17 protein-coding genes and 1 riboswitch are annotated in these 14,874 nt (G+C 66.5%); of the genes, 16 read left to right on the top strand and 1 reads right to left on the bottom strand.

Going from position 1 to position 14,874, the window contains the following annotated elements:
• Positions 1-39 precede the first annotated feature (39 nt).
• Positions 40-190, top strand: a riboswitch (FMN riboswitch).
• A 224-nt stretch (positions 191-414) separates the two neighbouring features.
• The 8 genes from ribD to hisF all read left to right on the top strand — a co-directional run bounded on the left by ribD (position 415) and on the right by hisF (position 6,331).
• Complete coding sequence (ribD, locus tag FBY31_RS01015; RefSeq protein ID WP_142044935.1) at positions 415-1,482, top strand: bifunctional diaminohydroxyphosphoribosylaminopyrimidine deaminase/5-amino-6-(5-phosphoribosylamino)uracil reductase RibD; 1,068 nt, start codon at positions 415-417, stop codon at positions 1,480-1,482.
• Entirely contained in the window at positions 1,482-2,126 is a 645-nt protein-coding gene (locus FBY31_RS01020; RefSeq protein ID WP_142035815.1) for a riboflavin synthase, read from the top strand. Before ribD ends, FBY31_RS01020 begins: the two co-directional genes overlap by 1 nt.
• The gene (gene ribB / locus FBY31_RS01025) at positions 2,123-2,863 is read left to right on the top strand and encodes a 3,4-dihydroxy-2-butanone-4-phosphate synthase (RefSeq protein WP_142035818.1); all 741 of its coding nucleotides are present in this window, start codon (positions 2,123-2,125) and stop codon (positions 2,861-2,863) included. The genes FBY31_RS01020 and ribB overlap by 4 nt, the downstream gene beginning before the upstream one ends.
• The gene (gene ribA / locus FBY31_RS01030; protein ID WP_142035821.1) at positions 2,860-3,639 is read left to right on the top strand and encodes a GTP cyclohydrolase II; all 780 of its coding nucleotides are present in this window, start codon (positions 2,860-2,862) and stop codon (positions 3,637-3,639) included. The genes ribB and ribA overlap by 4 nt, the downstream gene beginning before the upstream one ends.
• A gap of 49 nt (positions 3,640-3,688) precedes the next feature.
• Positions 3,689-4,177: a 6,7-dimethyl-8-ribityllumazine synthase gene (ribH, locus tag FBY31_RS01035; protein WP_142035823.1), complete on the top strand. Its 489-nt coding sequence runs from the start codon at positions 3,689-3,691 to the stop codon at positions 4,175-4,177.
• A gap of 104 nt (positions 4,178-4,281) precedes the next feature.
• The gene (locus tag FBY31_RS01040) at positions 4,282-4,545 is read left to right on the top strand and encodes a phosphoribosyl-ATP diphosphatase (protein WP_015936881.1); all 264 of its coding nucleotides are present in this window, start codon (positions 4,282-4,284) and stop codon (positions 4,543-4,545) included.
• 91 nt (positions 4,546-4,636) lie between these two features.
• Complete coding sequence (gene hisG / locus FBY31_RS01045; protein ID WP_142035826.1) at positions 4,637-5,497, top strand: ATP phosphoribosyltransferase; 861 nt, start codon at positions 4,637-4,639, stop codon at positions 5,495-5,497.
• A 57-nt stretch (positions 5,498-5,554) separates the two neighbouring features.
• Positions 5,555-6,331 (top strand): imidazole glycerol phosphate synthase subunit HisF, encoded by a 777-nt coding sequence (hisF, locus tag FBY31_RS01050; protein ID WP_142035828.1) that lies wholly within the window; start codon positions 5,555-5,557, stop codon positions 6,329-6,331.
• Between the two features lie 72 nt (positions 6,332-6,403).
• On the opposite strand, the gene FBY31_RS01055 is transcribed toward hisF, so the two are convergent.
• Positions 6,404-7,048 carry a TIGR03085 family metal-binding protein gene (locus FBY31_RS01055; RefSeq protein ID WP_142044937.1) on the bottom strand — a complete coding sequence of 215 codons (645 nt, stop codon included), beginning with the start codon at positions 7,046-7,048 and terminating at the stop codon, positions 6,404-6,406.
• 111 nt (positions 7,049-7,159) lie between these two features.
• Between FBY31_RS01055 and hisI the strand changes: the two genes are divergently transcribed.
• The 8 genes from hisI to lgt all read left to right on the top strand — a co-directional run bounded on the left by hisI (position 7,160) and on the right by lgt (position 14,642).
• Positions 7,160-7,615, top strand: a complete 456-nt coding sequence (gene hisI / locus FBY31_RS01060; RefSeq protein WP_142035830.1) for a phosphoribosyl-AMP cyclohydrolase — start codon at positions 7,160-7,162, stop codon at positions 7,613-7,615.
• A 154-nt stretch (positions 7,616-7,769) separates the two neighbouring features.
• Positions 7,770-9,332 (top strand): anthranilate synthase component I, encoded by a 1,563-nt coding sequence (locus FBY31_RS01065; RefSeq protein ID WP_142035833.1) that lies wholly within the window; start codon positions 7,770-7,772, stop codon positions 9,330-9,332.
• Positions 9,332-9,994, top strand: coding sequence for a Trp biosynthesis-associated membrane protein (locus FBY31_RS01070; protein WP_142035836.1), 663 nt, complete (start codon positions 9,332-9,334; stop codon positions 9,992-9,994). The genes FBY31_RS01065 and FBY31_RS01070 overlap by 1 nt, the downstream gene beginning before the upstream one ends.
• 104 nt (positions 9,995-10,098) lie before the next feature.
• Positions 10,099-10,386 carry an HGxxPAAW family protein gene (locus FBY31_RS01075; protein WP_142035839.1) on the top strand — a complete coding sequence of 96 codons (288 nt, stop codon included), beginning with the start codon at positions 10,099-10,101 and terminating at the stop codon, positions 10,384-10,386.
• A complete protein-coding gene (gene trpC, locus FBY31_RS01080; protein WP_142035842.1) occupies positions 10,386-11,207 on the top strand; it encodes an indole-3-glycerol phosphate synthase TrpC in 822 nt (273 codons plus the stop codon). Before FBY31_RS01075 ends, trpC begins: the two co-directional genes overlap by 1 nt.
• Before the next feature lie 124 nt (positions 11,208-11,331).
• Positions 11,332-12,660 carry a tryptophan synthase subunit beta gene (trpB, locus tag FBY31_RS01085; protein ID WP_142035845.1) on the top strand — a complete coding sequence of 443 codons (1,329 nt, stop codon included), beginning with the start codon at positions 11,332-11,334 and terminating at the stop codon, positions 12,658-12,660.
• A complete protein-coding gene (gene trpA / locus FBY31_RS01090; protein ID WP_142035848.1) occupies positions 12,657-13,484 on the top strand; it encodes a tryptophan synthase subunit alpha in 828 nt (275 codons plus the stop codon). Before trpB ends, trpA begins: the two co-directional genes overlap by 4 nt.
• Positions 13,485-13,487: 3 nt before the next feature.
• Positions 13,488-14,642, top strand: a complete 1,155-nt coding sequence (lgt, locus tag FBY31_RS01095; RefSeq protein ID WP_142035851.1) for a prolipoprotein diacylglyceryl transferase — start codon at positions 13,488-13,490, stop codon at positions 14,640-14,642.
• Positions 14,643-14,874 lie beyond the last annotated feature (232 nt).

Below are 14,874 nucleotides of genomic sequence, written 5' to 3' on the forward strand. Positions count from 1 at the left end.
CGGAGAGTCCTCGCTCGTTATGGCACAATAGCAACACACATACGTGCTCCGGGGTCGGTGTAAGTCCGAACCGGCGGTGACAGTCCGCGACCCGCGAGCCGGTGGTTTCCTTCGGGAGGACATCGGCAGACGGTTGAACCGGTGAAATTCCGGTACCGACAGTTAAAGTCTGGATGAGAGAAGCACGTACAGCTGTATCTGCGGCGTCCTGCGACGCCGCGGCCTTCTGCTGTCGTATACCCCCGGAGCCATCGCGGTTCGAGAGGGAAGGAACGACACAAGCACCATGAACCGTTTGCGATGGCTCTTTGAGGCCACTATTCCTGCTGCCGGCATGCCTGCCGGCCGAACCATCGAGGCCGCTGCGTGACGGCCGGAGTGGTCACAGCGTTTACCGCTGCTGAGACCACCGCCATGGCAACCGCCCTGAAGGCGGCCCTCAACGGTCCCCGCGGTGCGAATCCCCTGGTGGGTGCCGTCGTCGTCGATCCTGAGGGGCGCGAACTCGTCACGGGATTCCATCGCGGCGCCGGTACCGCCCACGCCGAGGTGGATGCGATTGCTCAGGCAGCTGCTGCCGGGATCGATCTTTCCGGCTGCACCATGCTGGTCACCCTTGAGCCCTGCAACCACATCGGCCGCACAGGACCCTGCGCCCAGGCGATCATTGACGCCGGCATCACGGACGTGGTCTACGCGGTGGACGATCCTCACGACCCCGCGGCGGGCGGGGCAACCACCCTGCGCCAGGCGGGCGTTCGTGTCCGCAGCGGACTCGGTGCCGGCGAAGCGCTGGACCTGAACCGTCAGTGGTTTGAGGCGGTGGCCGTAAAACGTCCGTTCGTCACCCTCCACATCGCCCAGACGCTGGACAGCCGCATCGCGGCGGAGGACGGCACCAGCCAGTGGATTTCCAGCCCGGAATCCCTAGCGGACAACCACGCCATCAGGGGGCGCATCGACGCCATCCTCGTCGGCACGCAGACCGTGCTGGTGGATAACCCGCGCCTCACCGCGAGGGACGCTGCGGGCACGCAGGCCGTGAAGCAACCCGTGCGGGCCGTCATGGGGCTGCGCAGCATTCCAGCCGATGCCGCCGTTCACGGAAGCGACGGCCTGGTGGTGCATTTGCCCACCCGCGACCCCCGGGAAGCCCTGTCCAGCCTGTACGGGAGCGGAGTCCGCCACCTGATGGTGGAGGGAGGATCCCGTATCCTCAGTGCATTCCTCGCGGCCGGGCTGGTTGACGAACTCATTGTTTACCTGGCGCCCACACTGCTCGGCTCCGGAACTCCTGCCCTTACGGGCCTGGGGATCACCACCCTTGCTGAGGCACAGCACTGGGAGTGGGACCCGTCCGACGGCGGCGCCGTCCGGACGCTGGGCCGTGACCTTCGACTCCACCTCCGACCGCAACGCACTGTTGCCCTCGACCCACAACCGTCCCGCGACACCGCGGAGCAAGCCCAGGGAGGCTACTGATGTTTACCGGAATTATTGCCGAGCAGGGGCAGGTCCTGTCCGTGGAAAGGGACGGCGAAGCCAGCGCCACGCTCCGGCTGCGCGCGCCGGGCACCACCGAAGGGCTCACCCTGGGCGGCTCCATCGCCGTCAACGGCGTTTGCCTGACTGCCACCGAAATAGATGGCAAGGAATTCAGCGTGGATGTCATGGGGGAGACCCTGGTGCGCAGCACCATCGGCGAACTTGCACCGGGCGACCCGGTCAACCTTGAGCGCTGCGTTCCCGCAGGGGGACGGCTGGACGGACACGTGGTGCAGGGCCATGTGGACGGCGTTGGCGTGCTGCTGGAGCGCGAGCCTCAGGGCAACTGGGAGCGGCTCCGCTTCGGCGTACCCGGGAACCTTGCCCGCTACATAGCCGAAAAGGGCTCCATTGCCATCGACGGCGTCTCGCTCACCGTGACGGCCGTCAGCGCCGCCACGGAGCAGGAGCCCTGGTTTGAGGTGGGCCTGATCCCGACAACCCTGGCCGAAACCGGCCTCGGTACCAAAGCCGCCGGCAGCCGGGTCAACCTGGAAGTTGACGTCCTGGCCAAGTACACCGAACGCCTGCTGGCGTTCAGGACGGCAGCGCCCGCCGCCGTTGAAGGAGGAGCACGATGAACGCCGCCGTCCATGTCGAACCCGGGGTGGCCACCTCTGCCAGCCCCCGTCCCCAGGAAGACGCTGCCGTGCGACTGAACACCATCGAGGAAGCAGTGCAGGCCATGGCCGCCGGCAAGCCTGTGCTGGCCGTGGACAACGAGGACCGGGAAAACGAGGGCGACATCCTTTTCGCCGCCCAGTTCGCCACCGCGCCGTTGATGGGATGGACCATCCGGTACAGCTCCGGCGTGATTTGCGTCCCGCTGTCCGGCGAACGGGCCGATGCCCTGGCACTGCCGCCGATGGTGGAAGTCAACGAGGACGCGAAGGGCACCGCGTATACCGTTTCCTGCGACGCTGCCACGGACGTCAGTACCGGAATTTCCGCCACGGACCGGGCGCTTACGGCCAAGGTGCTGGCGGATCCGCAGTCCGGGCCGGCGTCCATAACGCGCCCCGGGCATATTTTCCCGCTGCGCGCGGTTGACGGTGGTGTGCGGGAACGTCCCGGCCACACCGAAGCCGCAGTAGACCTGTGCCGCCTGGCCGGCCTGGAACCAGTGGCGGTGATCGCCGAAGTTGTCTACGACGACGGCGAAATGATGCGGCTGGACGGGCTCCGTGCCTTCGCTGCAGAACACGGATGCCCCCTGATCTCCATTCAGGACCTGGCGGCCTACCTCGACGCGGCGGGCACATCGGCTGACGGCAACACCCGGGCAGGACGCGCGGGCGTAGAAGAGGAGATACGATGACGGCTTCCGGAGCTTCGGGCAATGGCCACAAGCTGCCTGGTTCGGGCAACGGTCACCACCTGCCCCATTCGGGCAATGGCCACCACAACGCCGAATCAGGCAACGGCGGCGTACCCTATCCCGTCAGTGGCGGACCCATCGTGCAGCTGCCCACGGCTTTCGGTGACTTCGTCGCCCAGGCGTGGATCGATCTTGTCACGGGCGCCGAACACCTGGCTGTCAGCTCCCCGAATCCGCCAAAGGACGGGAAGGCACCCATGGTCCGGCTGCACTCCGAGTGCCTCACGGGGGATGTCTTTGGTTCCTACCGCTGCGACTGCGGCGAACAGTTGGCCTATGCCCTGGAAATGATCCGTGAGCACGGCGGAACCCTGCTATACCTGCGCGGGCAGGAAGGCAGGGGCATCGGCCTCGCCAACAAGATCAAGGCCTACGCTCTGCAGGAAGCCGGTTTCGACACGGTTGAGGCCAACGAACAGCTGGGCCTTCCCGTCGACGCCCGCTGCTACAAGGCCGCCGCGCAGGTGCTGGCTGAAATGGGGCTGCACGAGGTGCGGCTCCTGAGCAACAACCCGGACAAGCAGAACAGGCTGGCGAAGGCCGGCGTCAAGGTGGTGGAAATGGTCCCCACCGAGGTGCCCTCGCGCGACCAGAACATCCGGTACCTGCAGACCAAGAAGGACCGCATGGAGCACCGCCTGCTGCTTGACTCCCACTTGGGCGGTGCAGTGCCTGTCGCCACGCCGGGCCCTGCCTTTGACCACGAACAAGACTGATCCACCAACAAAACTGACGAACGAAAACTGAACGGAACAATACTGAGCTATGAGCGGACACGGCGCCCCCGAGATCGACCTCACCACCCTCAACCCGGCCGAGACGTCCCAGCTGAAGCTGGCGATCGTCGCGGCCAGCTGGCACACCCAGATCATGGACGGCCTCCTGGACGGTGCCCTGCGCGCCGCCAAGGACGCCGGCATCGCCGAACCCACCGTCCTGCGGGTGCCGGGAAGCTTTGAGCTGCCCGTGGCAGCCGCGCGCCTCGCACCGCACTTTGACGCCGTGGTGGCCCTCGGCGTCGTAATCCGCGGCGGCACACCGCACTTTGAATACGTCTGCCAGGCCGCAACGTCGGGACTTACCGACGTGAGCGTCCGCACCGGGGTTCCCGTGGGCTTTGGCGTCCTGACCTGCGACACCGAGCAGCAGGGCCTGGACCGTGCCGGACTCCCCGGCTCAAAGGAAGACAAGGGCCACGAGGCCGTGACCGCAGCGCTGGCCACCGCTGTAGTGCTGAAGCAGTACAGCAGCTAACTGGCTGCAGGTGGCGGGCGCGATGTGTGTGTTCACTCACATCGCGCCCGTCATGCAACAACCTGACAGGCGCCCTTTGGGCAGCAGGAAGTAGGCTGGAGGGCGTGAAGAATTTCGAGACGCTGTTCGCTGAGCTCAGTGAGAAGGCAGCCACCCGCCCGGAAGGCTCCCGCACCGTCGCTGAATTGGACTCCGGTGTCCACGGCATCGGCAAAAAAGTCGTTGAAGAAGCAGCCGAAGTGTGGATGGCCGCCGAATATGAATCCGATGAAGCGGCGGCAGAGGAAATCTCCCAGCTGCTGTACCACCTGCAGGTTCTGATGCTCGCCAAAGGCCTGACCCTGGAAGACGTCTACAAGCATCTGTAGCCACCGGTCCGGCGCGCCTGTTGCCGCCGGTGCCTGCTGTGGCCTGCATTGCCTGAATCCCTAGACATTTCCACATCCAGAAAGATTTCCCATGCTGCGAGTAGCCGTCCCCAACAAAGGTTCCCTGTCCGAAGCCGCCTCCGCGATGCTGTCCGAAGCCGGATACCGCCAGCGCCGCGATACGCGCGAGCTGGTGATGGTGGACCCCGATAACGACATCGAGTTCTTCTTCCTCCGGCCCCGCGACATCGCCGTCTATGTTGGCCAGGGAACGCTTGACGTCGGCATCACCGGACGCGATCTGCTGCTGGACGCCGAGGTGGAGGCAGAGGAGCTGCTTCCGTTGGGATTCGCGGCCTCCACGTTCCGCTTCGCCGGTCCGGTAGGTGATTTCGGCAAGGTTGAGGAGCTGGAGGGCAGGCGTCTGGCCACCAGCTATGACGGCCTGCTCCGCGGCTACCTCGCTGAGCGCGGCATCAACGCCAAGGTGGTCCGCCTCGACGGCGCCGTGGAGTCCTCGGTCCGGCTCGGCGTTGCCGACGCCATCGCCGACGTCGTCGAAACTGGAAACACCCTCAAGGCCGCCGGAATGGAAATTTTTGGCGAACCGATCCTCAAGTCCGAGGCCGTCCTGATCCGGCGGACCGGCGCGGGCGGTGCCGCGAACGGCACAGCCAAGGAAATCGAGGTGCTGATCCGCCGCCTGCAGGGTGTGCTGGTGGCGCGCCAGTATGTCCTGATGGATTACGACATCCGCAAGGAACTCGTGGAACAGGCTGCCTCGCTGACGCCCGGCCTGGAATCGCCCACGGTCTCGCCGCTGCGTGACTCGGACTGGGTGGCCGTCCGCTCCATGGTGCCCAAGCGGGAAACCAACCGGATCATGGATGAGCTCTACGACCTCGGGGCCCGCGCCATCCTGGTCAGCAGCATCCACGCCTGCCGCATCTGATTCCGCATAGCGGATCCAGCGCAGCCGACATCCACCATAGAATTCCAGGAGTTTCCCATGGCAGTAGCCGTACGCGTCATTCCCTGCCTTGACGTGGACGCCGGGCGCGTCGTCAAAGGCGTTAACTTCGAGGGCCTCCGCGACGCCGGGGACCCCGTGGAGCTTGCCCACCGGTACGACAACGCCGGTGCCGATGAACTGACGTTCCTCGACGTCACGGCATCTTCGGGCAACCGCGAAACCACCTTCGACGTGGTCCGCCGCACTGCCGAGGAAGTGTTCATTCCGCTGACCGTCGGCGGCGGTGTGCGGGGCGTGGCCGAGGTGGACAAGCTCCTGCGTTTCGGCGCGGACAAGGCCTCCATCAACACCGCAGCCGTGGCCCGGCCCGACGTCATCGACGAGATCACGCGGCACTTCGGTTCCCAGGTCCTCGTCCTGTCCGTGGATGCCCGGCGCACCCGCCCGGGATCCCAGCCCACGCAGTCGGGATTTGAAGTGACCACCCACGGCGGGCGCACGGGTACCGGGATCGATGCCATCGCCTGGGCCAAGGAAGCCGCGGACCGCGGCGTGGGGGAGATCCTGCTCAATTCCATCGACGCCGACGGCACCAAAGACGGCTTCGACCTCGAACTCATCCGCCTGGTCCGCGCCGCCGTCAAGGTCCCCATCATCGCGTCCGGCGGTGCCGGGGAACCGGCGCACTTCCCGCCCGCCATCGAGGCCGGTGCAGACGCCGTCCTGGCCGCATCCATCTTCCACTGGGGCCCCGACGACATGATGTCCCAGGTCAAGAAGGCGATCCGCGAAGCAGGCTTCGAAGTCCGCTAGTCCACAGCAACACGGAGTCACTTCCGGCCCAAAAACCTGGGTTTATTGGGCCGAAAGTGACTCCGTGTTGGGTTAAAGCCCGACTTCTGCTGACTGAAGAAGCGCGACGGCGTCGGGCTGGCCTTCGAAGGTGACCAGGGCGTGGCGGGTGCGGCCGTGGGCGTGCATAAGCAGTTCACCGGGCTCGCCTACGATGGCGACGGAAACAGGGGCGCGCTTGGCCACGTGCCGCGGGCCGGAGGGCCGCACCAGCACGATCCCGAGGTCGACGCCCCGGTACAGGATGGCGGCACGCTTCACCAGCTCATCCCACAGCGCTTCCGAGTAGGCCTCATCCAATGCCCTGGGCGCCCAGCGGTCCACCGCGCGGCGGACATCCTCGGTGTGCACAAAATATTCGATGAGGTTGGAGCTTTCGTCCAGTGCCTTGATGTTCATGGGGGAAAGCGCCGGCGGCCCGGACCGGAAGGTGTTCACGAGCCCCGCATACGCCTCGGGCGTGGTCAGCTTTGCTGCCAGCTTGGCCGTGGCCTGGTCCGATGCCTTGGCCAGGCGCTTGATGATCAGCCCGAGCCCGACAGCAGCTTTACGCTCACGCAGGTAAAGGTGTGCGGCAAGGTCCCTGGTGCGCCAGCCCCTGCAGAGGGTGGGCGCGTCAGGGCCGGCCGCAAGGAGGGTTTCGGCCAGGACTTCTCGGGACGGATCGACGAAATGCATCACTTGTGAAACTAGCACGACACCCGCGCAGTTGGGCACCGTAGCCACCGGTGCTGGCGTGCCGTTGTTCACACACGATTCCGGGCAGGCAAAGGCACTAGACTTGACCTGATGTCTGAGCAGCCCGCCCCCGTCCCTGCCCCTGCTTCCGCCCTGCCCGCAACACCCTTGCCTGGCCCGGCCGGAACTCCCGCCGCTGCACCTGCGGCCAGTCCGCTGCCGTCCCACCTGGCCGCCGCGCTGAAGCGTGACAGCGCCGGGCTGGTGGCCGCCGTCGTGCAGCAGTTCGACACCAACGAGGTGCTGATGCTGGGCTGGATGGACGACGAAGCGCTGCACCGCACCATGACCACCGGGCGGGTCACTTTCTACTCCCGCTCCCGCCAGGAGTACTGGCGCAAGGGAGACACTTCCGGGCACGTGCAGTGGGTCAAGTCCGTGGCCATGGACTGCGACGGCGACGCGCTGCTGGTGCGGGTGGACCAGGTGGGTGCTGCATGCCACACGGGCACCCGCACGTGCTTCGACGGCAGGGACCTGGCTGTCACCACAGGCCAGGCAGTCTGAAATTCTTCCACTGGCCGCAGGCATTCTGCAGTTAGGCAGGGGAGGGCCGGCCACCCCTGTAAGCACACCACCGGCTGCCGGAGCAGGGCATCCAAGCACCGGCCCCACCAGAACCAGAACCGGCCCCGACGAGAACAGGCGGAACAGCATAGCCATGCAGGACCTTGGAACCATCAGCCCAAGCCTCGAGGAGTTCCGGGAACTGGCCGGCCACAGCCGCGTCATCCCCGTCCGGCTCAAAGTACTCGCCGACGCTGAAACGCCCATTGGTTTGTACCGGAAGCTCGCGCACGGGCAGCCCGGCACGTTCCTCATGGAATCGGCCGCCGTGGGCGGGGCATGGTCCCGCTACTCCTTCATCGGCGCCCGCTCCCGGGCAACCTTGACCACCAAGGACGGCAACGCGCACTGGCTGGGGGAGCCGCCGGTGGGAGTCCCCGTGGCCGGGAGCCCGGTGGACGCCATCCGCGACACCATCGAAGCCCTCCGCACCGACAGGTTCGAGGGCCTGCCGCCCTTCACCTCCGGCCTGGTGGGTTTCCTTGGTTGGGAAACTGTGCGGCACTGGGAACGCCTGGTGAGCCCGCCCGAGGACGACCTGCAGCTGCCGGAGATGGCCCTGAACCTCGTCACGGACATGGCTGTCCACGACAACGTGGACGGCACCGTCCTGCTGATCGCCAACGCCATCAACTTCGACGACAGTTCCGCACGGGTGGACGAGGCCTGGCACGACGCCGTGGCCCGGGTCAAGGCGCTGCTCACCAAAGTCAGCACGCCCGTAGCCCAGCCCGTCTCGGTGCTGGCCCCCGCCGCGCTGGACTTCGCCTCCAGCGTCCAGGAACGCTGGGATGAAGCCGAGTACCTGGCAGCCCTGGACCGCGGCAAGGAAGCCATCGTTGACGGCGAAGTGTTCCAGGTGGTCATTTCGCGCCGCTTCGAAATGGAGTGCAAGGCCTCGGCCCTGGACGTCTACCGGGTCCTGCGTAACACCAACCCCAGCCCGTACATGTACATCTTCAGCCTGGAGGACGCCGAGGGCCGGGAGTACTCGATCGTGGGGTCCTCGCCCGAGGCCCTGGTCACCGTCACCGGTGAAGAGGTCATCACCCACCCCATCGCCGGGTCCCGCCCGCGGGGCAAGACGGTGGAAGCGGACAAGGCCCTGGCCGAGGAGCTGCTCGCGGACCAGAAGGAACGCGCCGAACACCTGATGCTGGTGGATCTGTCCCGCAACGACCTTTCCAAGGTCTGCGTTGCGGGAACGGTGGATGTCACGCAGTTCATGGAGGTGGAGCGCTTCAGCCACATCATGCACCTGGTATCCACCGTCGTGGGCCAGCTATCGCCACGGGCCAAAGCCTACGACGTACTGAAGGCCACCTTCCCGGCAGGCACCCTGTCCGGCGCCCCGAAACCCCGCGCCCTGCGTCTGCTCGACGAGCTCGAACCGCACCGCCGCGGCATCTACGGCGGGGTGGTGGGATACCTCGACTTCGCGGGCGACATGGACATGGCCATCGCCATCCGCTCTGCGCTGCTGCGCGAAGGCCGCGCCTACGTGCAGGCGGGCGGCGGAATTGTGGCTGATTCCGTCAACCCCACCGAAGCCCTCGAAACCGTGAACAAGGCCGCCGCACCGCTCCGCGCTGTGCACACCGCAGGCTCGCTGCAGAACATCTCTGCGGAATCACTGCCCGGCGGGACTGACTCCTGATGTCCGGTCCCGTTGTCCCCGGAAGTGCGGGACCGGCAGCAGGGCAGGCCGGGACGTCAAAAAAGCGGCCGGCCACGCCGGCCTTGGCCCGCAAATCCACGCTGGTGCTGCTGGTCGCCGTCCTGGCGCTGGCAGTATTCGGCACCACCACCCAGACCTGGATGACTGTCACCCTGGACCCGAACCAAGTGGGCCAGGGCGGTGCCGCCCAATCGTCGCTGGAGGTCCAGGGCAGCAAAGCCGCCACTGCGGTAACCGCATCGGCACTCGTTGCTCTCGCCGGCGGGCTGGCAGCCGCCATCGCCGGCAGGATCGCCCGGTGGATCATCACCGGCATCATCGTCCTGGCCTCGGCAGGGATTGTTGCCGCTGCGGCCACGGTCCTGGCCGATCCGCTGGCGGCAGCCCAGGGGGCCATTGCTGCCGCAACCGGCGTCACCGGCAGCCAGGCGCAGGTGGCGGTCACCGCTTTCCCGGTCCTCGCGGTCGTCGCCGGATGCCTGCTCGCCGTCGCCGCCCTGCTCATCATTCCGGCCAGCCGGCACTGGAAAAACCGGACAAAATATGACGCGCCGGCCGCCGGCAGCACCGCGGCCACGTCAGGGCCCGTTGACGAGATCGACAGCTGGGACCGGCTCTCCCGCGGCGACGATCCCACCTAAACAGTCCATGGCGTTGCGCCCGCCGGCCGCCCGGACCGCCGATACGCGGCGGGCAGCCAAAAAATGGCAGAATGTAAGCAGTATCCACCCTGAGGAGATTTTCCATGAGCAAAACACCTGCGTCCGTTTCCAAGTCAGGCACCCGCACGGTTGCCCCCGGCGCCATTGACCACAGCCAGGAACTCGGCCACGGCAACAGCCCCGCGGCCTGGACCTGCGTCATCGTGATGCTGGTGGGCGCCCTCATCGCGTCAATCGCCTTCGTTATCGCCAGCACGCCCATCTTCATCGCCGGAGCCGGCGTAATGGTCCTCGGCCTCATCCTCGGCTACGTCATGCGCAAGGCAGGCTACGGCGTCGACGGCAGCAAGCTGAAGAACTCCGGCCACTGATGGCAACTGTTCTCGATGACATCAACGCCGGTGTCAGGGAGGATATGGACGCCCGGAAGCGCCTCGTTTCCCTGGCTGAACTGAAGGACCTGGCCCAGGGCGCAGCACCCGCCCGTGACGCTTGGGCCGCCCTTGGCGGTACCTCCCCGACGCGGGAGCAGTTGAAAGTCATCGCGGAAATCAAGCGCCGCAGCCCTTCCAAGGGTGACCTGGCCGCCATCGGCGATCCCGCTTCCCTGGCACAGCAGTATGCCGACGGCGGTGCCTCCGTCATCAGCGTCCTCACCGAACAGCGCCGCTTCAGCGGGTCCCTGGCGGACCTGGACGCCGTGCGTGCCGCTGTGGACGTGCCGTTGCTGCGCAAGGACTTTACGCTCGACGAGTACCAGATCTGGGAGGCCCGTGCACACGGCGCGGACCTGATCCTGCTGATTGTGGCGGCGCTCTCCGACGCACAGTTAAGCGAGTTCTCGGCGCTGAGCCGGGAACTCGGCATGAACGTGCTCGTGGAAACGCACACCGAAGAGGAAATCGAGCGGGCCGTCGCTGCCCAGGCGCGCATCATCGGAGTCAACGTGCGGAACCTGAAGACCCTCGACGTCGACCGTTCCGTTTTCGCCTCCCTGGCGGGCCTGATTCCGGCTGAGGCCCTCGTGGTGGCCGAATCCGGCGTCCGCGGCGTGGAGGACGTGGCGCACTACGCCGCCAGCGGCGCCAACGCAATCCTGGTGGGGGAGGCCCTGGTGAGCCACTCCACGCCGCGCGAGCGGATTGCCGAGTTCACGGCGGCAGGTGCCGCCGCCATCGCCGCCCGGGGCTGACCCACCGCCCTTGGGGCACAGTACGTGGACGGGGGCTGCTTGCCGCCCCCGACGTATTTGTTTCCGGCCCACCCGCCGGAACACCACACTTACCGAACGATCAACTTCGAACAGGACGGGACTGATGGCTGACGCACCCTCAGGAAACGCTGACAACAACGCCGCGGAAGCATTCCTGCAGGGCGGCTCCCTGAAACATGCCCCGGGGCCGTACTTCGGCAGCTACGGGGGGCGCTGGATGCCAGAGTCCCTCATCGCAGCCTTGGACGAGCTCGAAGAGACGTTCGAGAAGGCCAAGGACGACCCTGATTTCCGGGCCCGGATCGCGGACCTGAATAAGAACTATTCCGGCCGGCCCTCGCTGCTCACTGAGGCCAAACGGTTCTCGGAGCACGCCGGGGGAGTCCGGATTTTCCTCAAGCGCGAGGACCTGAACCACACCGGTTCCCACAAGATCAACAACGTCCTGGGCCAGGCGCTGCTCGCCAAGCGCATGGGCAAGACCCGCGTGATTGCCGAGACCGGCGCCGGCCAGCACGGCGTGGCCAGCGCCACCGCCGCCGCCCTGATGGGCCTGGAGTGCGTGGTGTACATGGGCGCCGAGGACTGCCGCCGGCAGGCACTGAATGTTGCGCGCATGGAGCTCCTCGGCGCCACCGTGATCCCGGTGACCAGCGGCTCGCAGACCCTCAAGGACGCCATCAACGAGGCCCTGCGGGACTGGGTGGCCAACGTGGACAACACCCATTACCTCCTGGGCACGGCCGCCGGCGCCCACCCGTTCCCGGCGATGGTCCGCTACTTCCACGAGGTGATCGGCGAGGAAGCCCGTGCCCAGATCCTGGACCAGGAAGGCCGGCTGCCGGATGCGGTCTGCGCCTGCATCGGCGGCGGCTCCAACGCCATCGGCATCTTCCACGGTTTCCTGGACGACCCGTCGGTGAAGATCTACGGGTTCGAAGCAGGCGGCGACGGCGTGGAAACGGGACGGCACGCGGCCACCATTACCCTCGGCAAGCCGGGCGTCCTGCACGGCGCCCGCTCCTACCTCATGCAGGACGACGACGGCCAGACCATCGAGTCCCACTCGATCTCCGCCGGCCTCGACTACCCCGGCGTGGGACCGGAGCATTCCTACCTCTCCGACATTGGACGGGTCAGCTACGAGCCCATCACGGACAGCGAGGCCATGGAAGCCTTCCGGCTCCTGTGCCGCACCGAAGGCATCATCCCGGCCATTGAATCCGCGCATGCCCTGGCCGGGGCCATCAAGGTGGGGCAGCGGCTCGCTGCCGAAGCCGCAGCAAGCGGCGGTAGGCCCGAGGACAAGATCGTCATCGTGAACCTTTCGGGCCGCGGGGACAAGGACGTGGCCACCGCAGCGGAATGGTTTGACCTGTTGGACAAGAATTCGGCCGAGTCCGAAATCGGCAAAGAGGGGGAGCAGCTGTGAGCACCGCACAGAGCATCAGCAAATCGGCCGCGGCCATTGACAAGGCCCGCGCCGAAGGCCGTTCCGCCCTCATCGGCTACCTTCCCGCGGGCTACCCCAGCGTGGAGGAGACCATCGCCGCGGGCATCGCCCTGGCCGAGAACGGTGCCGACCTCATCGAGATCGGGATCCCCTACTCGGACCCGGTGATGGACGGCCAGGTCATCCAGGCCGCCACCACGGAGGCCCTGGCCAAAGGCTTCCACGTGCGCCAGGTCTTCGATGTGGTGGCAGGCATCACCAGCAAGACTGACGCCGCCGTCCTGGTGATGACCTACTGGAACCCGGTCATCCGCATGGGCGTGGACGAGTTCTCACGGCGCCTGTCCGAAGCAGGCGGAGCCGGGCTCATCACCCCTGACCTCATCCCTGACGAGGCCGCCGAATGGATGGAAGCCTCAGACAAGTACGGCCTGGACCGGGTGTTCCTTGTAGCTCCGTCCTCCACCTCTGAGCGCATGCAGCGCACTGTGGACGCCAGCCGCGGCTTCGTCTACGCTGTGTCCATCATGGGCGTCACCGGCGCCCGCACGTCCGTCAGCACTGCTGCCAAGGACGTGGTGGCGGCAGCACATGCCGCCGGTGCCGAACGCGTATGCGTTGGCCTAGGCGTCTCCAACGCCGAGCAGGTCCGCGAGATCGCCGCGTACGCCGAAGGCGTGATCGTGGGCACCGCACTGGTGGCCGCCATCCGCGACGGCGGCGTGGACGCCGTCGCCGCCCTCACCAAGGACCTCAGCACGGGCCTGACGAGGGAAACCGGCCTGACCAGGGAAGAAGCCTAATCCATGCAGACGCTCCTTCAGGCAGCCGCCATGGTGCCGGCCAGCATTCCCAGCCCGGACTGGTCCGGCTTCGACATCCCCCTGCCCTGGGGAACGCTGCGGATCCACGCCTACGCGTTGTGCATCCTGGCCGGGATCGTGGCGGGCCTGTGGCTGACTTCCGTCCGCTGGGCCAGGCGCGGAGCACCTGAAGGCAGCGTCTGGGACATTGTGGTCTGGGCGATCCCCTTCGGTATTATCGGCGGCCGGCTGTACCACGTGGTTTCATCACCGGACGCCTACTTCGGCCCGGGTTTTGACGGCACTGGCGACCTCTCCCTGATCCCGCAGATCCAGCGCGGCGGTTTGGGCATCTGGGGCGCCGTTGTCCTTGGCGTTCTGGGCGCGTGGATCGGCTGCCGCCGCAGCGGGGTCAAACTCAGCGCATTCCTCGACGCCGCCGCACCGGGGCTGCTGCTGGCCCAGGCCGTGGGCCGTTGGGGCAACTACTTCAACCAGGAGCTTTTCGGCGGCCCCACCACGCTGCCCTGGGGACTGCAGGTTGACGCGGACAACCCGAACTTTCCGGCCGGAGTAGCCGTTGACACCCTGTTCCACCCAACGTTCCTCTACGAATCGCTCTGGAACCTGGCCGGCGTCGTCGCCCTGCTCGCACTGGACCGGAAGTTCAACTTCCGCCGCAGCAGGCTGTTCTGGCTCTACGCCATGTATTACACCCTGGGCAGGGTCTGGATCGAAGCCATGCGCATCGACGACGCTGAACAGATCTCGCTGTTCGGCATCACCACCCGCCTGAATGTCTGGACCAGCATCCTCGTTTTCCTGGCGGCACTGACGGCGTTCATCCTGCTGGGACTCAAGAAGCCGGCGGGCGCTGACAGCCCCTATCTGCAGGGCCGTCAACCGGCGGAAAAGCAGGACGGCGGGGACGTAACAGGTACCGGTGATTCGGTCCGTGATACGGACCCCGTTGTCTCAGATAGTGAATTGCGTGATAATCTCCCTGATAACCAAAGTGGTTCCCGGCGTGCTTCCGTCCCCACGGAAGAGGCCGAGGCTGCGCCGGCCGGCCCCAAGCCGGGACCGGACGCGACCGCTGCCGGACGTTCCGGCAGCACAGCCACAGGAACCGCGCCGGAAGCCGGCACTACGAAGTAGCGCGCGGCCAGGCAGGGCAGCAGAGCCACCGCTCAAAGCTCCCAATCACCACAGTGTCGTGGCATCGGGGCCATCCTGGCCAGCACAGAGCTGCTGGCTGGTGTTGCCCGGGGCAGGGGCCTGCGTAACTGTTAGTTCAGCAGGCCACGCTGACCTACAATTTCCAGTAAGTAACACTTTGTTGTGCCCATATGACCGGCGCCCGACGAGTGGGGCCAACGGTGTCCCTTCC

It is taken from the genome of Arthrobacter sp. SLBN-100, assembly GCF_006715305.1.
Taxonomy (GTDB): Bacteria; Actinomycetota; Actinomycetes; order Actinomycetales; family Micrococcaceae; genus Arthrobacter.